The organism is Aquamicrobium sp. (genome assembly GCF_023954335.1).
Lineage (GTDB): Bacteria > Pseudomonadota > Alphaproteobacteria > Rhizobiales > Rhizobiaceae > Aerobium.
The window spans coordinates 956472-977297 of sequence record NZ_JAMLIE010000001.1 but is presented as its reverse complement, the minus strand read 5'-3'; the positions used below and the strand labels follow the sequence as shown (position 1 = coordinate 977297).

The following is a 20826-nucleotide window of genomic DNA, read 5'->3' as shown; positions in this document are numbered from 1 at the left end:
GGACGACGCCGATGGACGGGTTGATGAAGGGCAAGCGCGGCCTCGTCATGGGCGTCGCCAACGACCATTCCATTGCATGGGGCATCGCGAAGCAGCTCGCCGAGCAGGGGGCGGAACTCGCCTTCACCTATCAGGGCGAGGCGTTCGGCCGCCGGGTCAAGCCGCTGGCCGACCAGGTCGGCGCGAAGCTGGTGCTGCCCTGCGACGTCGAGGACGCCGCGACCGTGGACGCCGCCTTCGAGACGCTGAAGAGCGAATGGGGCGGGATGGATTTCCTCGTCCACGCCATCGGCTTCTCCGACCGCAACGAATTGAAGGGGCTCTACGCCGACACCAGCCGCGAGAACTTCATCCGCACCATGGTCATCTCGTGCTTCTCCTTCACCGAGGTCGCGCGAGCCGCGGCCGGGCTGATGGGCGAAGGCGGCTCGATGGTGACGCTGACCTATGCCGGCTCGGTGCGCATCATGCCCAACTACAACGTGATGGGCGTCGCCAAGGCCGGGCTGGAGGCGAGCGTGCGCTACCTCGCCAACGATTACGGCCCGCGCGGCATCAGGGTGAACGGCCTTTCCGCCGGCCCCGTGCGCACGCTGGCCGGCGCGGGCATCGCCGACGCGCGGCTGATGTATTCGTTCCAGCAGCGCAACTCGCCGCTCAGGCGCACGGTGACGGCCGACGAGGTCGGGCGCTCGGCGCTCTACCTCCTGTCTGACCTATCCTCCGGCGTCACCGGCGAGATCCACTATGTCGATTCCGGTTACCACATCGTCTCGATGCCGACGCTGGACGAGCTGAAGCGCACCGACGAGGGCTGAGACAGGCAGAGCAACCGCCCGGCCCGCCCCCGGAAATCGCAATAAGGAAAGAAACGCTTATTAAGTTTTCTTCTGTATTTCTTTACCCGGATGAGGGGCCGGGCATGAGCGATAGGCACTCTGGCGACAGCAACAGGTCTCCGACGCGGAGCCGGGTTTTCCGGCTGACGACCATTGCCGCCTCTGGACTGGGCAGCTTCGCGCTCGCCCTGTGGGCGGTCCGATCCGGCGTCGGCGGCATCGACGGCATTCCGGCCAACATCGTGGCCGGCATGATCGCCGCGCTGTGCGCGCTGGCGGCGTCCTTCGCCGCCATGTCCTTCTTCGCCGGCGTCGACGAATCCGCCTCGTGGGTCTACCGGGAGACGCAGTTCGACAAGCTCACCGGCCTGTCCACGCGCGCCGCCATGGTCGGCAGGATCGCCGAGGCGGCGGCAGCGGCGATCGGCACCGGCAGGCCCGTCTTCCTGCTCGACATCGACATCGACCGCTTCAAGCACATCAACGACACGATCGGCTACAGCGACGGCGACCGGCTCGTGCACGCCTTCGCCGAGCGGCTGAAGGAGATCTTGCCGCGCGAGGCCGAGATCGGCCGCATCAGCGCCGGCGAGTTCGCGGTGCTGATCCCCGACCGGCCCGACCTCGGTTCGATGGACGCGTTCATCGGCCGCATATACGAGAGGCTGACGCAGCCCTACCAGCTTCCCTCACACCTGCAATCGGTCAACATGTCGGTCGGGCTCGTCGCCATCCCCAAGGACGGCACCGAGCCGGTGACGCTGCTGCGGCGGGCCAACCTCGCGCTCCAGCACGCGCGCGGCGGCGGGATCGGCAACTGGTCGGCGTTCCACGAGCAGATGGGCCGCGTCGCCGACTATCGCCAATGGATCGAATCCGAGCTGCACGTCGCCTTCCGGCGCGGCGATTTCGAGCTCCACTACCAGCCGCAATTCGATCTCTCGACCGGCCGGACCGTCGGCTACGAGGCGCTGGTGCGCTGGCGGCACCCCGAGCGCGGCATGGTCCCGCCCGGCGAGTTCGTGCCGGTGGCCGAGGAGACCGGCATGATCGTGCCGATCGGCGAATGGGTGCTGCGCAAGGCATGCGAGGACGCCCGCTTCCTGCCGCAGGACTGCTTCGTCGCGGTCAACATCTCGCCGGTGCAATTCATGACGCGCGACTTCCTGTCGATGGTGAGCGGGGTGATCGCCAGCACCGGCATCGACCCGAAGCGGCTGGAGCTCGAGGTCACGGAAACCGCGATGATGCAGGACCGCGCGCATGCGGCCGCCATTCTCGACGCGCTGTCGCAGATGGATATCTCGGTCGCGGTCGACGATTTCGGGACCGGTTATTCGAACCTGTCCTATCTGGTCGACTTCCCTTTCAAGAAGCTGAAGATCGACCAGTCCTTCGTGCGCCGGCTCGAAAGCGACAACAATTCCGGCGCGGTGGTCTCGACCATTGTCGGCCTGTCGCGGGCGCTCGGCGTGCGCACCATCGCCGAAGGCGTGGAGACGGAAAGCCAGGCGACGCTGCTCAAGGCGGCCGGGTGCCAGGTCGGGCAAGGCTATCTCTTCGGCAAGCCCGGCCCGCTGGTCATGCGCGACGGCCGGCTGGAGCCGAGGCACGACGCCGCCACCGTGCATTGAGGCGGCTGCCCGATCCCTCCGCTTATCTTGCGGGAACGATGCGCAGGATGCGCCCCTCGGCCTCGTCGGTCGCGACGTAGAGCGCGCCGTCCGGTCCCTCGGCGACGTCGCGGATGCGCTGCTTCAGCGGCTCGAGAAGCCGCTCCTCGTGCACCACCCGCTCGCCGTCGAGCTCGAGCCGGACCAGCGCGGTGGAGGCGAGGCCGCCGACGAAGAGGTCGCCCTGCCAGTCGGGGAACGCCTCGCCGGAATAGAACAGCATCCCCGACGGCGCGATCACCGGCGTCCAGCTGTAGATGGCGTCGACCATATCCGGCGCCGTCTTCAGCCCGTCGCCGATGGTGAGCCCGGAATATTCGACGCCGAGCGTCACCAACGGCCAGCCGTAGTTCTCGCCCGGCCGGATCACGTTCAGCTCGTCGCCGCCGCGCGGGCCGTGCTCGATCTCCCACAGCAGGCCGGTCTCGGGGTGGAGGGCGGCCGCCTGCGAATTGCGGATGCCCCAGGCCCAGATTTCCGGCAGCGCGCCGGCACGGCCGACGAAGGGATTGTCATCCGGCACGGAGCCGTCGGGACGGATGCGGACGATCTTGCCGATATGCGAGCCGAGGTTCTGCGCCTCGCCGCGGAACGCGCCGGACTGGCGGTCGCCAAGGGTCACGAACAGGTTGCCGTCGCGGCCGAAGACGAGGCGCGAGCCGAAATGGCCGCTGCTGTCGACCTTGGGGCTCTGGCTGAAGATGACTTCGACCGCATCGAGCCCGGACAGGTCGTCGCTGAGCCGGCCGCGCGCGACCGCCGTGCTGTTGCCGCCGTCGCCGCCTTCGGAGAACGACAGGTAGACCAGCCGGTTCGCGGCGAAATCGGGATCGAGCGCCACGTCGAGCAGGCCGCCCTGACCGGCGGTCTCGACCGCCGGCACGCCGGACAGCGGCGCCGACAGCGCGCCCCCGGCGGAAACGTGGCGCAACCGCCCCTCCCGTTCCGTCACCAGCATGCCGCCGTCTGGCAGGACGGCGATGGCCCAGGGATGGGAGAGGTCGCCGACCACCGTCTCGACGCGGATCGTCCCCGCCTCGCTCGACAGGTCTCCGTCCACGGGCTGGGCGCAGGCCGTGCCGAGAAGCAGCATGGGCAGGGTCGCCCCGAGAAGGGATGCGGATCGGAACATGGCGAATCCTCGTGAGATCATGGAACAGGCAAGGTTTAACGCGCGGCGGGCGCAAAACGGATGGCCTCACGCGATTGTGACCCCATCGTCACCCCCCCCCCGGCGGTGCAAGAAGCGATCGAAGGGTGCGACGCAGTGTCCATCCGCGCATGCCGCCATTCCCAATCGCACCGGAATTTTCTATCAAATCCCGGGTGGGGAAACGCGGTTAACCTGGGTTTAATTGACGCAAGGTTAGTTTAACCGGATGCATGGCGGCTCAGGCAGGCCGTGCGAAGGGCGCATGCAGGACGATTTCCCGCCGGGGTCGCGTATCCGGCGCCGGGCGTTTCGTCTTGCGCGAACGGGGGTGGCTGGCGTGAGCACGGCTGAAGAGACGACACAGGTGGAACGCCCCGACCATCCGGTCAACAGGCCGGATGCCGCCGCGACCGTTGTGCTGACCATGCGCCAGCTCGGCGTCGCCGGCTTGCCGCGCAATTACGAGCTGTTCTACGAGGCGGTGACCGGGGGCCGGCGCGATCTCGTCGACGCGCTCTCCGAGCTCGGCGCCCGGCCGACGCAGAAGCAGCTCGACGAGGTGGCCGCGCGCGTCCTCGGACGCGGCGACGAGGCCGCCGTCGAGGAAGCCCATTCCAAGATCGTCACCAAGCTCAGCGAGATCATCGCCCTGCTCCGCAAGGAGCGCACGTCGATGGAGACCTACGGCAAGATACTGGGCGAGACGTCGAGCGGGCTCGCCGCGCCGCAGCCGCTGTCGCGCGAGTTCCTCGAGAAGATCATCTCCGTCACCGCCACCGCGACCCGGACCTCGCTGGCCAGCCAGCGGGAGATCGTCTCGTCGATCGGCAACAAGTCGAACGAGCTGCAATCGGTGAAGATGCAGCTCGAGGAATACAAGCGCCTCGCCGACACCGACGCGCTGACGCAGATCTCCAACCGCCGGGCCTTCGACCGGGCGCTGGGCACGATCTACGACAGCAACCGCAACATCGTGTTCAGCGCGCTGATCCTCGCCGACATCGACCGCTTCAAGACGATCAACGACCGCTTCGGTCACCCGGTCGGCGACCGCATCCTCCAGATCGTCGCCAACCTCATCCGCAGCACCGTCAAGGCCGAGGCGTTCGTCGCCCGCACCGGCGGCGAGGAGTTCGCCATCATCCTCGAAGGCCACGGCGAGGACGCCACCTGCCGCGTCGCCGAGGAGGTGCGTCAAACGATCCTCGACGCGCCGTTCGTCAACACCGCCAAGGGCACCAATTACGGGCCGATCACCGTCTCGCTCGGCCTGTGCATGGCGACGCAGGCGCAAAGCCCGGACTACCTCTACGCCAAGGCCGACCGCGCCCTCTACGCGTCCAAGACCGCCGGGCGCAATCGCACCACCCGATTCTCGACCCTCAAGGACGGCAATTTCGGCAAGAACTGGCTGCTCTACCGCAACAGCTAGAGCAGCGGGCGGCCCCCGCCGTCTCAGTGGCGCGGACGCTGCTCGGCGATCAGCATCAGCCCGTGCGGATCGGCGATCACCACCTTCTGGCGGCCGCTGACGACGATGCCCTTCTCCTCCCAGCCGCTCATCAGCCGGCTGACCGTGTGCAGCGTGGTCGCGGTCATCTCGGCGATGTCCTGCCGGGTGATGGGGAAGTCGATCTCGATCCCCTCCGGCGTCTTGCGCCCGGCCTGATGGGCAAGGCGCAGCAGCGCATGGGCGACGCGCTGCTCGACCTGCGCCGTGACCAGCTCCAGCATGCGGGTATGGGTATCCTGCAGCCACCGGCCGATGGTGCGGTAGGTGCTGGCGCCGAAGCTGGGGAACCGGCGCGCGAGCCCGGCGAAGGCGCTGTTGGGCCAGGCCACCACCACGCAGTCGACGGCCGCGACCGCCCTCGCCGGATAGGCGTTGCGGCCCATGGCGACGGCAAGGCCGAACATCTCGCCGGCATTGACGTAGCGCGAGATGATCTGCTCGCCCTCCGGCGTGATGCGCACCACGCGCACATGGCCGTCGAGCAGCAGGAAGAAGTGCTCGGCCGGCTCGTCCTGCTCGAAAATGGCGGCGTCGCGCGGATAGCGCGAGGAGCGGGCCTGCTCGAGGATATGGTCGAGATCGTCCGGCTGAAGTCCCTCGAAGGGCGGCAGGCCGGCTATCACGGATCGGTCCAGCGTCGGCACGCTCGTTTCCCTCCAGATCAAGGCCCGCGCAGCGCGGGTCCCGGCGCCGCTCCCCATGCGGCGCAACGCCACACGTCCCGTTCTAGCCTTTGTTTGCGCCAGCGCAAATCCTAGATGCGCTGCGGCGATTATCTTCACCCCAACGGCAAAGGCCGTCCACAGGACCGGAAGGAAAGACCATGAAGAAACTGATGATGCTGGCCGCGGCTGCGGTCGTTGCCATGGCTGGCGCCGCGAGTGCGGCGGAGCACGAAGTGAAGATGCTGAACAAGGGCGAGAAGGGCGCGATGGTCTTCGAGCCGGACTTCCTCAACGTCGAGGTGGGCGACACGGTCAAGTTCCTCGTCGTCGACAAGGGCCATGACGCCCAGGCGATCAAGGGCATGTTCCCCGAGGGCGTCGAGGAGTTCAAGGGCAAGATCAACCAGGAAGTCACCTTCACCGTCGAGAAGGAAGGCGTCTACGGCATCAAGTGCACGCCGCACTACGCGATGGGCATGGTGATGCTGGTGGTGGCCGGCGAGCCGGTCAACGCCGAGGCGGCCAAGGCCGTCAAGCAGCCGGGCAAGGCCAAGCAGGTCTTCGCCGACCTGTTCGCGCAGCTCGAGCAGTAAGCCGCGCGGAACCGACACGCCGAAGGCGCCGCCGCAGGGCGCGCCTCCGGCGAGCGGCGAAATCGGCGGAGGAAGGGGACATGGCGGAACGGGAAGACGACCTGTTGCGCACGGAATATGAACGCTGCCACCCGGACGACACGTTCGAGGCGCTGAAAAGCCGGGCGGCGTTCTCCAAGGAAGACCGGATGCTTCTTCGGGAATGGCGCGCGGCCATCCGCGCGCGCCTGGCGGAGGCCTGAGACGGCCGGCCGGCTCGCCAGCACGGCACGCATATCCACAAGCACGAAGGCCCGGCGCTCCATCGAGCGCCGGGCCTTTTTCACGGACGGGTCGTGCCCGGTCCGGTCTATTCCTCGGCCGCGGCCTCGGCGGGGGCTTCGGCCGGAGCCTCGGCGGCGGCAGCCGCTTCGGCGGCCTTGGCGGCGGCGGCTTCCTCGGCCTGCTTGGCGGCGGCGATGCGCTCCTGAGCCTTCTTGCCCGGAACGGCCTTGGTCGGGTTCGAGCGCGCCTCGCGCGTCACCAGCCCGGCATCGGCGAGGAAGCGGGCGACGCGGTCGGTCGGCAGCGCGCCGTTCGACAGCCAGTGCTTGACGCGCTCCTCATTGATCTTCACGCGCTCGCCGTCCTTGGGCAGCATCGGGTTCCACGCGCCGAGCTGCTCGATGAAGCGGCCGTCGCGCGGGCTGCGCACGTCGGCGACGACGATGTGGTAGTAGGGGCGCTTCTTGGAGCCGGCGCGGGCAAGGCGGATTTTCAGGGCCATTCGATTTTCTCCTGTCGGACTATAGCGTTCGGTGTTTTCGGGTTTGTCGGGTTTTCCGCCGTCCGGTCAGGACCGGCGGGTGACGAGATCGGCGTCCGTCGCCCCGGCCGACACCGCCTCGTGATGGCGGATGACGTGGGGGATGATGAAGCCGAGATATTTTTCGGTGAAATCGGGATTGAAGCGCGCGTCCTCGGCCAGCCGGCGCAGGCGCGCGATCTGCTCCGCCTCTCGCGTCAGGTCCGCCGGCGGCAGGTTGTGCTCGGCCTTGAGGCGGCTGACCGTCTCGGTGCAGCGGAACCGCTCGGCCAGCATGTAGATGATGGCGGCGTCGATATTGTCGATCGAGGCGCGCAGGTCGCCGAGAAGCACGCGCGCGCGCCGGACGTCATCGTTTTCGCTGGTCATCTTCGCTCCCTCACTTCTTCTTCGGGAAACCGGGCAGGCCCGGCAGCTTCGGTGCGCCGGGCATGCCAGGCAAGCCGCCCAGCCCCGGCATGCCACCGGGAAGCCCCTTCGGCATCTGCGGCATGCCGCCGCCCAAGCCGGCGGCCTCGGCCTGCTTCCTCAGCGCCTCGAGCTGCCTGGGGTCCATCCGCGACAGATCGGGCATGCCGCCCATGCCCCCACCGCCGAGGCCCATCTTCGACGCCAGCCCGCCCATGGCCGCGCGCATCATGCCGCCGCCCTTGCCCTTGCCGCCCATGGCCTTCATCATGTCGGCCATCTGGCGATGCATCTTGAGCAGCTTGTTGATCTGCGCCGCGTCGGTGCCCGAGCCGGCGGCGATGCGCTTCTTGCGCGAATGCTTCAGAAGATCGGGATTGGCGCGCTCGGCCCTGGTCATCGACTGGATGATGGCGATCTGGCGGCCGAACATCTTGTCGTCGAGGCCGGCGGCGGCGAGCTGGTCCTTCATCTTGCCCATGCCGGGCATCATTCCCATGATGCCGCCCATGCCGCCCATCTTCTGCATCTGGCGAAGCTGGTCGGCGAGGTCGTTCAGGTCGAACTTGCCCGACTGCATCTTCTTCGCCATCGCCGCGGCCTTTTCCGCGTCGAGGGTTTCGGCGGCCTTCTCGACGAGCGAGACGATGTCGCCCATGCCGAGGATGCGGTCGGCGATGCGCTTGGGATGGAACTCCTCCAGCGCGTCCATCTTCTCGCCGGTGCCGATCAGCTTGACCGGCCGGCCGGTGACGGCGCGCATGGAAAGGGCCGCGCCGCCGCGCCCGTCGCCGTCCATGCGGGTCAGCACGAGGCCGGTGACGCCGACGCGCTCGTTGAAGTTGCGCGCGAGGTTGACCGCGTCCTGGCCGGTCAGCGAATCGGCGACGAGCAGGATCTCGTGCGGATTCGAGGCGGCCTTGATCTCGGCCATCTCGGCCATCAGCGGCTCGTCGATATGGGTGCGGCCGGCGGTGTCGAGGATGACGACGTCATGGCCGCCGAGCTTGCCGGCCTGCACGGCGCGGCGCGCGATCTCGACGGGCGTCTGGCCGGCGACGATGGGCAGCGTGGCGACGCCGGTCTGCTCGCCGAGCTGGCGCAACTGCTCCTGCGCGGCGGGCCGGCGCGTGTCGAGCGAGGCCATCAGGACCTTCTTGCCCTGGCGCTCGGTCAGCCGCTTGGCGATCTTGGCGGAGGTGGTGGTCTTGCCCGAGCCCTGGAGGCCGACCATCATGACGACGACCGGGGCCGGCGCGTTGAGGTCGATGGTCTCGCCCTCGGCGCCGAGCATGGCGACGAGCTCGTCATGGACGATCTTGACCACCATCTGGCCGGGCTTGATCGACTTCAGCACCTCGGCGCCGACGGCCTTCTCGCGCACCTTGTCGACGAAGGAGCGGACGACCTCGAGCGCGACGTCGGCCTCGATCAACGCGCGCCGCACCTCGCGCAGCGCCGCCGAGACATCGGCCTCCGACAGCGCGCCGCGGCCGGTCAGGCCATTGAGGATGGAGCCGAGGCGTTCCTGAAGCGACTCAAACATGCTTGCCTCCGCGGCGCGAGCACGCCTCGGTTTTTTTCATGTCCCTATCGGGCCTGCGGCCCTCCACGCCTCTTGGACGCTCCTGAAGTGATTCAAACATCCGCTTTTCCCGTTCCCTGACGCATTGGACCCGTCAGAGAGGTAATGGCTCAGCGCCCGGATGCAAAACCCCAAAACCGAAAAGCACCCGGGGGCGCATCGCGCTGCCGGGTGTTGACCTCCGGGATCGTCGTCTTCATCGTTAAGACGCGCCCCGGTCGGCGGCTCGGAGTTGACACTCGTCGCTGAATTCTCGGCCCGCTCTAGACAGGAAAAAACGCCCGGAGTCAAGCACGACGGCTGCCGGCCGCGCGGGCCGGCAGCTCTCCATCGTCGCGCGGGAAACGCAACTCTTTCTGCAATTCCGGACGGAAAAGTGCTTCACACTTTTCCTGGAATTGCCCTAGCGGACGATGTAGACGATGCGCCGGGTCTGCGGCTCGACCAGCACCGGCCGGTCGTTGATGTAGACGTAGCGGTACTCGTAATCGGGGATCTTGTAGACCTCGACGGTCTCGGGCAGGCTCGTCCCGACCCCGAACTCGCCTTCCAGATAGACCGGCTCGTAGCGGTTGTCCTCGATATAGGCCCGCACCTGCGGGGTCGGCGCGTAATCGCCGGATATGCTGCCCACCATCGTGCCGTTGGCGGGGCCTTCGTAGATCACCACCGGTATGTCCGCCTCCTCGGCCGCGGCGAGGAGATAATCGGACGACACCCAGCCCTCGCGGTCGCCGTAGCTGACCTGGCACCATTCGCTGGCCTCCATGCAGCCGAGCAGCAGCAGCTCGCTGTCCAGGGCTATCCTGTCGACGATCGGATAATCGTCGCCGGGACCGGTGCGCACGTTGAGATCGGCATTGGCGATCACCGCCTGCTGGGCGAGAGTCGCTCCCGGCACCGCCAGCATGGCGCAGGCCGCGGCCGTCATTACGAGCTTCATCGTCATCGGTCTTCTCCCGAACGGTTTCGTCAGGCATCCGAACGGGCAATGAGCGGAAAATGTTCCGGCAAGCGGCATGGGCGGCGATCACGAGATCGACATTTTCGTCGCCGAAGGGGTATGGCGGTAACGCAACGGCAAGGCAAACGGGCTATCCGTGAAGCGACGAAATCGGATCAACCTTTCGTCAGGCGGATGACAAGCGCGCCCGCTCTTGGCACAATTTCGCCGGCGGAACGACTCGGGCGAACGAGGAGACAGGAATGGCAGCAGGTTTCAGGGGCGGGTTTCTCGCGGTGGCGCTAGCGGCGCTCGTTGCTTCGGGCGGTGCGGCCCACGCCGCGAAATGCGGCAATGACGGCGGCGGCTTCGAGGCCTGGAAGGCCGCTTTCACTGAGGAGGCGAAGGCCGCAGGCGTCAAGCGGGGCGGACTTTCGGCGCTTGCCGGCGCGCGCTACGCCACGGCGACCATCAAGGCCGACCGCGGCGTCAAGAAGGCGTTCAGCGGCTCGGTGGAGAGCTTCATGCAGCGCCGCGGCGCGTCGACCATCATCTCCAAGGGCCGATCGCTAAAGAAGTCGAACGCGGCGCTGTTCGACAGGATCGAGCGCCAGTACGGCGTGCCGGCGGGCGTGCTCCTCGCCATATGGGGCATGGAAACCGGGTTCGGCTCCTATATGGGCAAGCAGAACACGGTCTCGGCCATCGTCACGCTCGCCTATGACTGCCGCCGCCCGGACTTCTTCCGGCCGCATGCGCTCGCCGCGCTGAAGCTGATCGACAGCGGCGCGCTGTCGGCGAACTCGGTCGGCGCGATGCATGGCGAGATCGGGCACACCCAGTTCCTGCCCGGGAACGTCATCCGCTACGGCGTCGGCAACCGCGACCTGCGCAACCGCGAAATCGCGCTGGCCTCCACCGCCAATTTCCTGCGCGGCCACGGCTGGAAGCCGGGCGCGGGCTACCGCGGCAACATGGGCGCCATCGCCGGCTGGAACGCGGCCAAGGTTTACCAGCAGGCCATCGCCATCATGGCAGAGGCGATCGACAAGTAGGCGCGACGACCGCATTCCTTCTCCCCGTTCACGGGGAGAAGGTGGCCCGAAGGGCCGGATGAGGGGCGGCGCTCACCTCGCAAAGGCTTGCGCTGCCCCTCATCTGCCTGCCGGCATCTTCTCCCCGTTCACGGGGAGAAGAAAGCTGTATCAGGCGTTGCGCTTGCGCGAGGCCAGCGTGCGCAGCCTGAGCGCATTGAGGCGGATGAAGCCTTCGGCGTCCTTCTGGTCGTAGGCGCCGCGGTCGTCCTCGAAGGTGACGAGCGCGTCGGAATAGAGCGACTTCGGCGAGCGGCGGCCGGTGACGATGACGTTGCCCTTGTAGAGCTTCAGCCGCACCTCGCCCTCGACCTCCTCCTGGCTCTTGTCGATCAGCGCCTGGAGCATCTCGCGCTCGGGCGAGAACCAGAAGCCGTTGTAGATCAGCTCGGCATAGCGCGGCATCAGCTCGTCCTTCAAATGCGCGGCGCCGCGGTCGAGCGTGATCGATTCGATGGCGCGGTGCGCGGCGAGCAGGATCGTGCCGCCGGGGGTTTCATATACCCCGCGCGATTTCATGCCGACGAAGCGGTTCTCGACGAGATCGATGCGGCCGATGCCGTTGTCGCGGCCGAGATCGTTGAGCGCGGCGAGCAGCGTCGCCGGGGACATCTCCTTGCCGTCGATGGCGACCGCGTCGCCCTTCCTGAAGCGAACCGTGATCTCGGTCGGCTCGTCGGGCGCCTCCATCGGCGAGATGGTGCGCATGTGGACATATTCCGGCGGCTCCTGCCACGGATCCTCCAGCACCTTGCCCTCGGAGGACGAGTGCAGGAGGTTGGCGTCGACCGAGAACGGGGCCTCGCCCTTCTTGTCCTTGGCGACGGGAATCTGGTGCTTCTCGGCGAAGTCGAGCAGGTCGGTGCGCGACTTGAACTCCCAGTCGCGCCACGGCGCGATCACCTTGATATCGGGGTTGAGCGCATAGGCCGACAATTCGAAGCGGACCTGGTCGTTGCCCTTGCCGGTGGCGCCGTGGGCGACGGCGTCGGCCCCGGTCTCGGCGGCGATCTCGACGAGGCGCTTGGAGATCAGCGGCCGGGCGATCGAGGTGCCGAGCAGGTAGATGCCCTCATATTGCGCGTTGGCGCGGAACATCGGGAAGACGAAGTCGCGGACGAACTCCTCGCGCACGTCCTCGATGTAGATTTCCTTGATGCCGAGCATCTCGGCCTTCTGGCGCGCCGGCTCGAGCTCGCCGCCCTGGCCGAGATCGGCGGTGAAGGTCACCACCTCCGCGCCGAGCTCGGTCTGGAGCCACTTCAGGATGATCGAGGTGTCGAGCCCGCCCGAATAGGCAAGCACCACCTTCTTGACGTCTTTCCACTTGGCCATGGTTTCCCCGCTTCTTGCCGGGCCATGCGCGGCCCATAAGGATCGGCGGCCCTTTTAGCAGGAATGCCGCGCCGGACAAGGGAGTGTGCCCGCGCGCAACGCGCTCGCCGGTTTGTGAAGCCGGCCGGCCTTGCCGATCCGCTTGCGGGCGGTAGGATCGCTGCACCGATTCAGAACCGACATGTCCAAGGGGACGACGCTTGGCGACACCTTCCGGCAGAAACGTGCTGCGGCTCTCAGCGGCCCTTGCAGCCCTCCTCCCGTTCGCAACCCCGCAGGCCGCCGCGCAGGGCGCCGACCGATGGGCGGCGCACGAGACCGAGGCGCGGGCGAGCCTGCCCGCCGCGCAGGGCGAGACGAAGGTGACGGGGGCGACGCTCTCCTGCGAGGCCCAGCGCTGGCGGCTCGACCTCGCGCTCTCCGAGGGAACCCGTCCGGCCGCGGGCGGCGCCGTCATCGAGGTCGACAGGCGCGCCTTCGAGGTGGAGGTGGCTGCCGCCGCCGACGGCGGGCTGACGCTGGCGCTGCCGCGCGCGGCCATCGAACCGCTGAAGGACGGCATCCGCATGCGGCTCGACTTCGCCGGCGCACTCGACGAGGCGGTCGGCGACGCCGCCTTCGCCCTGCGCGGCTCGCGCATCGCCATCACGGCGGCGCAGGAGCGCTGCTCGCTGCGCGACATGTCGGCCTATACGCCGGTGACGTTCACGCCCTTCTCCTCCTACATGGCGCTGGCGCGGGAGCTCAGGAAGGACGACATCGCCGGCTTCCGGCTCTCGACCGCCTCCGAGCCGACGCTCGTCGCGGCCATGGCCGAGTTCGACGGCGGCCGGCGGGTGCTGTTCACCCGGCTGTGCGGCTCGTCGTGGTATTACGGCGCATCGGGCTGCAACATCACCGGCTTCGCGCCCGACGGCGACAACTGGCGCGCCGTCTACGACACCGAGAACGTCCATCTCCACACCGACCCGAAGGCGGTGACGGACGGCTGGCCCGACATCGTGACCCTGCCGGCGCGCGCGCAGGGCCCCGGCCTCGTCTGGCGCTGGGACGGCAACGCCTACGCGCTCAAGGGCGAGCTGCCGGAGGAGCCGGAGGCGGAAGCCGGCGAGGAGACCGCCGCGCAGGAATAGAGGGCGCGCAGGCGATCCGGCTGGCGAAAGGCTGCGCCGCCCTTGATTGAAACGAGGCGGCCATGCCGCCCTCCCCCTCGCGCGCGCACCGGCGATGGAGTATAGAACCTCGGTTCCCACCCACGGCGGCATCGTCATGACACTCGCGAACTTCGTGCCCGACTTCTCCGTCATCCTCCAGTTCGCGGTGGCGGTGTTCGTCATCGCCATCACTCCCGGCCCCGACATGACGCTGTTCGTCGGGCGGGCGCTGAGCCAGGGCAGGGCCGCGGGCCTTGCCTGCATGACCGGCGCGATGACTGGCATCATGATCCACACGCTCTTGGTCTCGCTCGGCCTTTCGGCGCTGATCGTCGCCTCGCCGCAGGCGTTCTTCGTGCTCAAGGTGGCCGGCGCCGGCTACCTGATCTTCCTCGCCTTCCAGGCGATCCGCCACGGCTCGGCCTTCTCGCCGGAGGCGAGGCCGGAAAAGCAGCGCCCGTTCTTCCGCAACTGGGCGCTCGGGCTGATGATCAACCTGCTCAACCCGAAGATCGTGCTGTTCTTCATGACCTTCCTGCCGCAGTTCGTCACCGCGAGTGACCCCTACGCGCCGCAGAAGCTGCTGTTCCTCGGCCTGCTCTTCATCCCGCTGTCGTTGCCGGTGACGGTGCCGATGGTGCTGGCGGCGGATTCGTTCTCGTCGATGCTGAAGCGCGCCCCGCGCCTGATGCGCCTGACCGACTACCTGTTCGCCGGCGTGTTCTCGGCCTTCGCCTTCCGGATCCTGACCGCATCGGCGAAATAGAGCAATTCCAGGAAAAGTGTGAAGCGCTTTTCCTGGAATTGCGTCAAAACAGGGAGCCGGGTCAGGCGACGTCCGTGGAAGCGACCGCGCGCCGGCGCGCCACCAGCCGGCCGGCCGAAAGCCAGTAGGCCGCGCCGCCGGCGAAGCCGCCGGGAAACGACGCCATCACCATCGACGGCATCTCGAAGGGCGAACCGACGAAGAGGCCGAAGATCGCCAGCGACGGCACGGCGTTGGCGAGGCCGGCGACGGCATAGGCCCACCAATGCTCCCATCGCTCGCTCTCTCCCAGCAGGATCGCGACGATGAATCCCGGCAGGGCGCAGGAGACCGTCCAGAAGAAGCCGACCGCCAGGATGAAGGGCAGATCGCCCAGAAGAGGGAAAAGCGAGCCGTTCGCGCCGTCATCCGGCAGGGCGGAGGGCGAGAAGATCAGCGCGACGGTGACGACGACCGCGGCGCAGACGGCGACCAGATAACCGAAGCCGACGATAAGGATGGTGGCGATGCGCTGGCCGCTCACGCCTCGCCGTGCCCGGCGATCATCATCGCTTCCAGCGCCAGCCGGTCGGTCTTGCGCATGCGTTCCGATTCCGACTTCAACTGGCCGCAGGCGGCGAGGATGTCGCGGCCGCGCGGGGTGCGGATCGGCGAGGCGTAGCCGGCATTGTTGATGTAGTCGGCGAACTTCTCGATCGTCTCCCAGTCCGAGCACTGGTAGTTGGTGCCCGGCCAGGGGTTGAACGGGATCAGGTTGATCTTGGCCGGAATGCCCCGGAGCAGCCGCACCAGCTCCTTGGCGTCGTCGAGGCTGTCATTGACGTCCTTGAGCATCACATACTCGAAGGTGATGCGCCGCGCGTTGGAGAGGCCCGGATAGCGCCGGCAGGCATCCATCAGCGCCTTCAGCGGATACTTTTTGTTGATCGGCACCAGCATGTCGCGCAGGTCGTCGCGCACGGCATGCAGCGAGATCGCCAGCATGACGCCGATCTCCTCGCCGGTGCGGGCGATCTCGGGAGTCACGCCGGAGGTCGAGAGCGTGATGCGGCGCTTCGACAGGGACAGCCCGTCGCCGTCGGAGGCGATGAGCAGCGCCTTCTTGACGTTCTCGAAATTGTAGAGCGGCTCGCCCATGCCCATCATGACGATGTTCGACACCTTGCGCCCCTCGGCCGGGACAATGGCGCCGTCGGGCGTGTCCGTATCCGGGAAATCGCCGAGACGGTCGCGCGCGGTCAGCAGCTGGGCGAGGATCTCCTCGGCCGTCAGGTTGCGCACCAGCTTCTGGGTGCCGGTGTGGCAGAACGAGCAGGTGAGCGTGCAGCCGACCTGGCTGGAGATGCACAGCGTGCCGCGCCCTTCCTCGGGGATGTAGACGGTCTCGATCTCGACCGGGCGGCCGGCGCCGCGCGGCGGAAAGCGGAACAGCCATTTGCGGGTGCCGTCCTGCGAGATCTGCTCCTCGACCACTTCCGGCCGGGCGATGGTGAAATGGCAGTCGAGCGCGGCGCGCAGATCCTTCGAGATGTTGAACATCTGCGAGAAGTCGCTGACGCCGCGCACATAGAGCCAGTGCCAGAGCTGCTGGACACGCATCCGGCGCTGGCGCTCCGGCACGCCGGCCGCGCCAAGCGCCTCGGCCATCTCCTCGCGGCTCATGCCGATCAGCGACGGCTTTTCGGCCGCGCGCGCGGAAGCTGCCAAACCCGAGGCATTGGGGGCGGGGCGAGTCGAAGGCGAGGTCAGGTCGAGCGAAAGCGTCATGGTCGGGCAAAGATAGTGGCGGCCGCGGCCGCGCGCCAGTGTCAGGCCGCGCTGATAGCAGAACGGGGCCGCTCCGTCACGGCCCCGTCGCGATTCGTTGTTTTCGGCCCGCCCTGCCCTACTGGCAGGTCTGGATCGAGTTCAGCGCCGCGGTGATGCCGCGCAGCGAGAAGGTGTAGTTGGTCGGGTTGCCGCGGCCGGAAGTGGCCTGCACCTTCATGTCGGAGCCGGCGCGCATGGCAGCGATGAGCTGCGGCTCCTCGGCGGCGTTCTCCATCCAGGCCGACTTGCCGCGGGTGAACATCGAGAACGAACGGTCGCCCACCGTCACCTGGACCTTCGAATTCGACTGGAAGTCGTAGGAGGCGATGAACTGCGGCTCGTAGGAGACGTTCTGGCCCGGCTTCTGGCTGACGAAGAAGAAGATGTCGCCATGGTTGAGGCTCGCCGGCTGCTTGTCGGTCGGGATGGTCAGCACATAGCAGACCTTGCCGTTGTTGGCCTGATACGAATAGGTGCCCCAGGCGTTATGCTGGCCGATTTTCGTCGCCCCCTGGGCGAGAACCGGCGTGGCGGCCGCGAGCAGCGCGAGGCAGGAGATGGTCGATATGATTCCGCGCATCGTCTTAGCGTTATCCCTGTGCGTGGTCGTGTTCGGGTGAGGGACGGACATCCGGATCCCATTCGCTTCATTTTGAATTAATCAGGGTTACGAAAGGGTGAACCTCACCGAAGAAAGACCCCGCCGCTTCGCAACCCCTGCCCTCGCCCGTGTCCTTACATGCCCGTGCGATGGCAGCCACATCCCTTCCCCCGTCATGAAAAGGGCAAAAGCGGCGAGAGTTTGACCTGAAAAGCGCAAGCGCCGCCAGAAGCGGCGGCGCGGGGCTCCATGCAAGGGATTGTCGTCCTAAAGCTCGGCGTCTTCCAGCGCCTCGCGGGCCATCTCGCGATGGGCGGGCCTGATGTTGCCGCGGATCGCGGCGAGCGCCGCCGTCAGCACGGCGACGTCGTCCGTGAAGCCGAGGCCGACGATGAAATCGGGGATCATGTCGGCCGGCATGACGAAATAGGCCAGCGCCGCGAGCAGCGTGCCGCGCGCCCTGAGCGGCGTCCGCCGGTCGAGCGCGGTGTAGTAGCCGGCGACGACGTCCTCGATGAACGGCACCTGCCGCGCGGCGCGCCTCATCGTACGCCAGAACCGCGCGCGCACGTCCGCCTCGCGGCGTGCGTCCTCGCGCTGGCCGGCCGGCTTCAGGACATCGTCGATCTTGCTGTGGTTCATCGCGCTGCGCTCCACGGAAAAGATGGGCTCCACGGAAAAGATGGGCTCCATGGCAAAAAGATGGGCGGGCGGATGCCCGATTGCAAGATAGGGGGTTTCGTCAGCGCGCCGCGTCCGGTTTCCGCCGCGGGATCGCGACCAGCCGCGCCAGACTCCGCAGGAGCTTCGCCGTCCGCCCGGTGACGGCGACGGCCCGGCAGGTCCTGCCGCGGGCGAGATAGAACCCGGCGTCGATCGACCCGTCGGCGCGGCGGCGGATCGGGGTGTCCTCAGCTGCGGTCATGGCGGCTCTCCCTGCTTCGAGAGCGGACCCTAGCGCCGGCCCCGCGCTGCCGCTTGAGCGCCACCTTGCCGTTTGCCTGCCTTCTTCCTGTCTTTTGCCCTCCGGGCCCGCAACCGCGTTCCGGCGTCCCCGGTGCCGTGGTAGAAAGGGCGATGCGCTATCTTTTCGGCGACTATGCGCTGGTGCCGGAAACCCGCGAGCTCACGAGCGCGGGGCGGCCGTGCCTCGTCGAGCCGCAGGTGTTCGACCTTCTCGTCTTCCTGCTGCGCGAGCGCGAACGGGTGATTTCCGTCGATGAGCTGATCCAAGCGGTGTGGAACGGCCGCATCGTCTCCGATTCAGCGACCAGCGCCCGCATCAGCGCGGCGCGCGCCGCGATCGGCGACGACGGCACGGCGCAAAGATGGATCAGGACGATCCGGCGGCGCGGCTTCCGTTTCGTCGGCGCGGTCGAGGAGACCGAAGCGGCCGCCCACCCGCCGGCCAGCGGCGGGCGCCAGCGGGTGGCACTGTGCCGCTCCGCCGACGGCACGCGCATCGCCTACGCCACGGGCGGAACGGGCTACCCGCTGGTCAAGGCCGGCCACTGGCTGACCCATCTGGAGCACGATCGGCAGAGCCCGATCTGGCGGCCGCTGCTCGAGCGGCTCGAACGGCGCTTCCGGCTGGTGCGCTACGACCAGCGCGGCAATGGCCTTTCAGACTGGGACATCGCCGATCTCTCGCTCGACCGCTTCGTCGAGGATCTGGAGGCGGTGGTCGATGCCGCCGGGCTCGGCCGCTTCGCGCTCTACGGCACGTCGCAGGGCGCGCCGATCGCCGTCGCCTACGCCCATCGCCATCCCGACCGGGTCAGCCACCTCGTCCTGCATGGCGGCTTCGAGAAGGGCCGGCTGCTGCGCCTCTCCGAGCGCGAGCGGGTCGAGGGCGAGGCGATCCTGACGCTGATCCGCCACGGCTGGGGGCGGCCCGGCAGCCCGTTCATCGACGCCTTCGCCACGATGTTCATCCCCGAAGGCAGCCGCGAGCAGATCGACTCGCTGGTCGATCTCCAGCGTCTGACGACCTCGCCGGAGAACGCGGCCGCGCTGCGCGCCGCCATCGACCGTTTCGACGTGAGCGGGCGCATCGGGGAGATCGCGACGCCGACGCTGGTGATCCACGCCCGCGACGACGGCGTGCAGCCGCTGGAAGAGGGCCGCGCGCTCGCCGCGCGGATACCGGACGCCGAGTTCCTGCTGCTCGAAGGCCGCAACCATGTGGTGCTGCCGCAGGAGAAGGCCTGGCCGGTGCTGTTCGGCGAGATCGAGCGCTTCATCCTCGGCGGGGCAGCGCCGGTGTGATCTTACCCGCCGGCGAGGCGATCCATCGTCCGCGCGAGGTCGAGGTCGAGCGCGGTCAGCCCGCGCGCCGAATGGGTGGTCAGCCGCACCTCGACGCGGTTGTAGACGTTCGACCATTCGGGATGATGGTCGAGCTTCTCGGCGGCGAGCGCGGCGCGGGCCATGAAGCCGAAGGCGGCGGAGAAATCGGCGAAGACGAAGCTCTTGAGGATCGCGCCGCCGCCCTCCTCCAGCGCCCAGCCGTCGAGAGCGGCAAGCGCGGCCTTCGCCGCTTCGGCGTCAAGGCGCTCCGGTTTCATGGCCGCAGCATCCTCTGTGGCAGGGCGTGTGGTTCCTCCTCCCGCGCATCGGCGGAAAGGAGCGGCCACGCCTCCTCGACGACGTAAGGCCCGCCCCCGACCGATTCGCGCGACGACATCAGCACGAAGCGGCCGACGCGGAACGGCAGGGTCGAGAAGTTGCCGCGGCCGGAGAGATAGAGCGCGACATCGCCGTCGGAGGCGTTGCGCAGCCGCGCCAGCGTGACATGCGGCACGAACTTGCGCGTTTCGGCCGGCAGGCCGAGCCGCTGGCAGATGCGCTCGATCTCGGCCTGCAAGGCGACGAGGTCGGGCGACGGCGCGACGCCGGCATAGATCGAATGCGGCTTCTTCGAGCCGAACGCGCCGACGCCCGAGAGCGTGAGCGTGAAGGACGGCCGGCGCACCCGGTCGAGCGCGTTGGCGATCTCGTCGGCGACATGGCCCTCCACGTCGCCGATGAAGCGCAGGGTCAGATGATAGTTCTCGACATCGATCCAGCGCGCTCCGGGAAGACCGCCGCGCAGGAGCGAGAGCGAAAGGGCGGCATCGCGCGGAATTTCGAGGGCGGTGAAAAGTCGCGGCATGGGGGTGCCTCCTCGAATCGACTGCTCGGGTCCAGCGGACCATTCTTCGCCCGCCGGGGCAAGTTGTTTTCCTCGACCCGCCCTCACCCGTCGTTCGGCGCGCCGGCGCGGGCGGAAAGAACCTTCTCGATCACCGGCTCGATGACGGGCAGAAAGCCCTCGACCATCCTGTCGACGCCCTCGGCGTTCGGGTGCATGCCGTCCTCGAGCAAGAGGCCGCGCTCGGCGGCGACGCCGTCGAGGAAGAACGGATAGAACGGCAGGCCGTAGGTCTCGGCGAGGCGCGGATAGATCGGGTCGAACGCCTCGGCATAGCCGGCGCCGAGATTGGGCGCGGCCAGCATGCCCGCCAGCACGATGCCGATGCCGCGCTCGTTCAGCCGCTCGATCATCGCGACGAGGTTCTTCTCGGTCACGTCCGGGCGGATGCCGCGCAGCATGTCGTTGGCGCCGAGCTCGAGGATCACCAGCTCGGTTTCGTCCGGCACCGACCAGTCGAGGCGCGAAAGCCCGCCGCTCGACGTGTCGCCCGAGACCCCGGCATTGGCGATCAAAACATCGTGACGGCGCGCCTTAAGCGCCGCTTCGAGCTTCTCGGGGAAGGACTCGCCGGGGGCAAGCTGGTATCCGGCCATCAGGCTGTCGCCGAATCCGACGATCTTCACCGGCTCGGCCGCGGCCCATGCCGTCATGGCGGCAAGGCAAAGCGCCGCACCCGAAAAAAGCTGACAAAAGC

General features: G+C 67.8%; 24 protein-coding genes. 9 read left to right on the top strand and 15 right to left on the bottom strand.

The genetic code is table 11. From position 1 onward, the window contains the following. Nucleotides 1-11 precede the first annotated feature (11 nt). On the top strand, nucleotides 12-818 hold the full coding sequence (gene fabI / locus M9945_RS04775) for an enoyl-ACP reductase FabI (protein ID WP_367943623.1): 807 nt from the start codon (nucleotides 12-14) through the stop codon (nucleotides 816-818). A gap of 104 nt (nucleotides 819-922) precedes the next feature. Next, complete coding sequence (locus M9945_RS04770; RefSeq protein ID WP_367943622.1) at nucleotides 923-2473, top strand: putative bifunctional diguanylate cyclase/phosphodiesterase; 1551 nt, start codon at nucleotides 923-925, stop codon at nucleotides 2471-2473. A gap of 22 nt (nucleotides 2474-2495) precedes the next feature. On the opposite strand, the gene M9945_RS04765 is transcribed toward M9945_RS04770, so the two are convergent. Further along, nucleotides 2496-3644 (bottom strand): PQQ-dependent sugar dehydrogenase, encoded by a 1149-nt coding sequence (locus tag M9945_RS04765; RefSeq protein WP_367943621.1) that lies wholly within the window; start codon nucleotides 3642-3644, stop codon nucleotides 2496-2498. A 358-nt stretch (nucleotides 3645-4002) separates the two neighbouring features. Here M9945_RS04765 and M9945_RS04760 point away from each other — a divergent pair, with 358 nt between their 5' ends. After that, nucleotides 4003-5097 carry a GGDEF domain-containing protein gene (locus M9945_RS04760; protein ID WP_367943620.1) on the top strand — a complete coding sequence of 365 codons (1095 nt, stop codon included), beginning with the start codon at nucleotides 4003-4005 and terminating at the stop codon, nucleotides 5095-5097. 23 nt (nucleotides 5098-5120) lie between these two features. Here M9945_RS04760 and M9945_RS04755 read toward each other — a convergent pair whose 3' ends face one another. Continuing rightward, complete coding sequence (locus M9945_RS04755; protein WP_367943619.1) at nucleotides 5121-5822, bottom strand: Crp/Fnr family transcriptional regulator; 702 nt, start codon at nucleotides 5820-5822, stop codon at nucleotides 5121-5123. Between the two features lie 179 nt (nucleotides 5823-6001). Between M9945_RS04755 and M9945_RS04750 the strand changes: the two genes are divergently transcribed. Together M9945_RS04750 and M9945_RS04745 are read left to right on the top strand one after the other, a co-directional pair. Beyond that, nucleotides 6002-6436 (top strand): pseudoazurin, encoded by a 435-nt coding sequence (locus M9945_RS04750; RefSeq protein ID WP_367943618.1) that lies wholly within the window; start codon nucleotides 6002-6004, stop codon nucleotides 6434-6436. A gap of 80 nt (nucleotides 6437-6516) precedes the next feature. Next, the gene (locus M9945_RS04745) at nucleotides 6517-6678 is read left to right on the top strand and encodes a hypothetical protein (RefSeq protein WP_367929260.1); all 162 of its coding nucleotides are present in this window, start codon (nucleotides 6517-6519) and stop codon (nucleotides 6676-6678) included. 107 nt (nucleotides 6679-6785) lie between these two features. On the opposite strand, the gene rpsP is transcribed toward M9945_RS04745, so the two are convergent. From rpsP to M9945_RS04725, 4 genes are all read right to left on the bottom strand, one after another. Further along, nucleotides 6786-7202: a 30S ribosomal protein S16 gene (gene rpsP, locus M9945_RS04740; protein ID WP_367943617.1), complete on the bottom strand. Its 417-nt coding sequence runs from the start codon at nucleotides 7200-7202 to the stop codon at nucleotides 6786-6788. A gap of 66 nt (nucleotides 7203-7268) precedes the next feature. Beyond that, nucleotides 7269-7610, bottom strand: a complete 342-nt coding sequence (locus tag M9945_RS04735) for a chorismate mutase (RefSeq protein WP_367929262.1) — start codon at nucleotides 7608-7610, stop codon at nucleotides 7269-7271. 10 nt (nucleotides 7611-7620) lie between these two features. Beyond that, entirely contained in the window at nucleotides 7621-9195 is a 1575-nt protein-coding gene (ffh, locus tag M9945_RS04730; RefSeq protein ID WP_367943616.1) for a signal recognition particle protein, read from the bottom strand. A 442-nt stretch (nucleotides 9196-9637) separates the two neighbouring features. Further along, complete coding sequence (locus M9945_RS04725) at nucleotides 9638-10183, bottom strand: DUF1236 domain-containing protein (protein WP_367943615.1); 546 nt, start codon at nucleotides 10181-10183, stop codon at nucleotides 9638-9640. Nucleotides 10184-10440: 257 nt separating this feature from the next. Here M9945_RS04725 and M9945_RS04720 point away from each other — a divergent pair, with 257 nt between their 5' ends. Beyond that, on the top strand, nucleotides 10441-11232 hold the full coding sequence (locus M9945_RS04720; protein ID WP_367943614.1) for a lytic transglycosylase domain-containing protein: 792 nt from the start codon (nucleotides 10441-10443) through the stop codon (nucleotides 11230-11232). A gap of 150 nt (nucleotides 11233-11382) precedes the next feature. Here the strand turns inward: M9945_RS04720 and M9945_RS04715 are convergent, their stop codons facing one another. Next, a complete protein-coding gene (locus tag M9945_RS04715; protein WP_367943613.1) occupies nucleotides 11383-12606 on the bottom strand; it encodes an argininosuccinate synthase in 1224 nt (407 codons plus the stop codon). Nucleotides 12607-12806: 200 nt separating this feature from the next. Between M9945_RS04715 and M9945_RS04710 the strand changes: the two genes are divergently transcribed. Both M9945_RS04710 and M9945_RS04705 read left to right on the top strand, forming a co-directional pair. Further along, nucleotides 12807-13739 carry a hypothetical protein gene (locus tag M9945_RS04710; protein WP_367943612.1) on the top strand — a complete coding sequence of 311 codons (933 nt, stop codon included), beginning with the start codon at nucleotides 12807-12809 and terminating at the stop codon, nucleotides 13737-13739. Between the two features lie 136 nt (nucleotides 13740-13875). Then, entirely contained in the window at nucleotides 13876-14526 is a 651-nt protein-coding gene (locus tag M9945_RS04705) for a LysE family translocator (RefSeq protein ID WP_367929268.1), read from the top strand. Between the two features lie 61 nt (nucleotides 14527-14587). On the opposite strand, the gene M9945_RS04700 is transcribed toward M9945_RS04705, so the two are convergent. The 5 genes from M9945_RS04700 to M9945_RS04680 all read right to left on the bottom strand — a co-directional run bounded on the left by M9945_RS04700 (nucleotide 14588) and on the right by M9945_RS04680 (nucleotide 17861). Continuing rightward, a complete protein-coding gene (locus M9945_RS04700) occupies nucleotides 14588-15049 on the bottom strand; it encodes a hypothetical protein (RefSeq protein WP_367943611.1) in 462 nt (153 codons plus the stop codon). Then, complete coding sequence (rlmN, locus tag M9945_RS04695) at nucleotides 15046-16293, bottom strand: 23S rRNA (adenine(2503)-C(2))-methyltransferase RlmN (protein ID WP_367943610.1); 1248 nt, start codon at nucleotides 16291-16293, stop codon at nucleotides 15046-15048. Before rlmN ends, M9945_RS04700 begins: the two co-directional genes overlap by 4 nt. Nucleotides 16294-16411: 118 nt before the next feature. Further along, entirely contained in the window at nucleotides 16412-16915 is a 504-nt protein-coding gene (locus M9945_RS04690) for an invasion associated locus B family protein (protein WP_367943609.1), read from the bottom strand. Nucleotides 16916-17203: 288 nt separating this feature from the next. Further along, nucleotides 17204-17578, bottom strand: coding sequence for a YkvA family protein (locus tag M9945_RS04685; RefSeq protein ID WP_367943608.1), 375 nt, complete (start codon nucleotides 17576-17578; stop codon nucleotides 17204-17206). Between the two features lie 100 nt (nucleotides 17579-17678). Further along, nucleotides 17679-17861 (bottom strand): hypothetical protein, encoded by a 183-nt coding sequence (locus tag M9945_RS04680; RefSeq protein ID WP_367943607.1) that lies wholly within the window; start codon nucleotides 17859-17861, stop codon nucleotides 17679-17681. 152 nt (nucleotides 17862-18013) lie between these two features. Between M9945_RS04680 and M9945_RS04675 the strand changes: the two genes are divergently transcribed. After that, a complete protein-coding gene (locus tag M9945_RS04675; RefSeq protein ID WP_367943606.1) occupies nucleotides 18014-19204 on the top strand; it encodes an alpha/beta fold hydrolase in 1191 nt (396 codons plus the stop codon). Nucleotides 19205-19206: 2 nt separating this feature from the next. On the opposite strand, the gene M9945_RS04670 is transcribed toward M9945_RS04675, so the two are convergent. The 3 genes from M9945_RS04670 to M9945_RS04660 all read right to left on the bottom strand — a co-directional run bounded on the left by M9945_RS04670 (nucleotide 19207) and on the right by M9945_RS04660 (nucleotide 20782). Continuing rightward, nucleotides 19207-19503: a 4a-hydroxytetrahydrobiopterin dehydratase gene (locus tag M9945_RS04670; protein ID WP_367943605.1), complete on the bottom strand. Its 297-nt coding sequence runs from the start codon at nucleotides 19501-19503 to the stop codon at nucleotides 19207-19209. Continuing rightward, the gene (gene thpR / locus M9945_RS04665; protein ID WP_367943604.1) at nucleotides 19500-20090 is read right to left on the bottom strand and encodes an RNA 2',3'-cyclic phosphodiesterase; all 591 of its coding nucleotides are present in this window, start codon (nucleotides 20088-20090) and stop codon (nucleotides 19500-19502) included. Before thpR ends, M9945_RS04670 begins: the two co-directional genes overlap by 4 nt. A gap of 83 nt (nucleotides 20091-20173) precedes the next feature. After that, nucleotides 20174-20782 (bottom strand): arylesterase, encoded by a 609-nt coding sequence (locus M9945_RS04660; protein WP_367943603.1) that lies wholly within the window; start codon nucleotides 20780-20782, stop codon nucleotides 20174-20176. Nucleotides 20783-20826: the final 44 nt, after the last annotated feature.

Bases quoted from the DNA above. Each gene is read 5' to 3' on its own strand.
- fabI (WP_367943623.1), top strand. From the start codon at position 12: ATGGACGGGTTGATGAAGGGCAAGCGCGGCCTCGTCATGGGCGTCGCC.
- M9945_RS04770 (WP_367943622.1), top strand. From the start codon at position 923: ATGAGCGATAGGCACTCTGGCGACAGCAACAGGTCTCCGACGCGGAGC.
- M9945_RS04765 (WP_367943621.1), bottom strand. From the start codon at position 3,644: ATGTTCCGATCCGCATCCCTTCTCGGGGCGACCCTGCCCATGCTGCTT.
- M9945_RS04750 (WP_367943618.1), top strand. From the start codon at position 6,002: ATGAAGAAACTGATGATGCTGGCCGCGGCTGCGGTCGTTGCCATGGCT.
- M9945_RS04745 (WP_367929260.1), top strand. From the start codon at position 6,517: ATGGCGGAACGGGAAGACGACCTGTTGCGCACGGAATATGAACGCTGC.
- rpsP (WP_367943617.1), bottom strand. From the start codon at position 7,202: ATGGCCCTGAAAATCCGCCTTGCCCGCGCCGGCTCCAAGAAGCGCCCC.
- M9945_RS04735 (WP_367929262.1), bottom strand. From the start codon at position 7,610: ATGACCAGCGAAAACGATGACGTCCGGCGCGCGCGCGTGCTTCTCGGC.
- ffh (WP_367943616.1), bottom strand. From the start codon at position 9,195: ATGTTTGAGTCGCTTCAGGAACGCCTCGGCTCCATCCTCAATGGCCTG.
- M9945_RS04725 (WP_367943615.1), bottom strand. From the start codon at position 10,183: ATGACGATGAAGCTCGTAATGACGGCCGCGGCCTGCGCCATGCTGGCG.
- M9945_RS04720 (WP_367943614.1), top strand. From the start codon at position 10,441: ATGGCAGCAGGTTTCAGGGGCGGGTTTCTCGCGGTGGCGCTAGCGGCG.
- M9945_RS04715 (WP_367943613.1), bottom strand. From the start codon at position 12,606: ATGGCCAAGTGGAAAGACGTCAAGAAGGTGGTGCTTGCCTATTCGGGC.
- M9945_RS04705 (WP_367929268.1), top strand. From the start codon at position 13,876: ATGACACTCGCGAACTTCGTGCCCGACTTCTCCGTCATCCTCCAGTTC.
- rlmN (WP_367943610.1), bottom strand. From the start codon at position 16,293: ATGACGCTTTCGCTCGACCTGACCTCGCCTTCGACTCGCCCCGCCCCC.
- M9945_RS04690 (WP_367943609.1), bottom strand. From the start codon at position 16,915: ATGCGCGGAATCATATCGACCATCTCCTGCCTCGCGCTGCTCGCGGCC.
- M9945_RS04685 (WP_367943608.1), bottom strand. From the start codon at position 17,578: ATGAACCACAGCAAGATCGACGATGTCCTGAAGCCGGCCGGCCAGCGC.
- M9945_RS04680 (WP_367943607.1), bottom strand. From the start codon at position 17,861: ATGACCGCAGCTGAGGACACCCCGATCCGCCGCCGCGCCGACGGGTCG.
- M9945_RS04675 (WP_367943606.1), top strand. From the start codon at position 18,014: ATGCGCTATCTTTTCGGCGACTATGCGCTGGTGCCGGAAACCCGCGAG.
- M9945_RS04670 (WP_367943605.1), bottom strand. From the start codon at position 19,503: ATGAAACCGGAGCGCCTTGACGCCGAAGCGGCGAAGGCCGCGCTTGCC.
- thpR (WP_367943604.1), bottom strand. From the start codon at position 20,090: ATGCCGCGACTTTTCACCGCCCTCGAAATTCCGCGCGATGCCGCCCTT.
- M9945_RS04660 (WP_367943603.1), bottom strand. From the start codon at position 20,782: ATGACGGCATGGGCCGCGGCCGAGCCGGTGAAGATCGTCGGATTCGGC.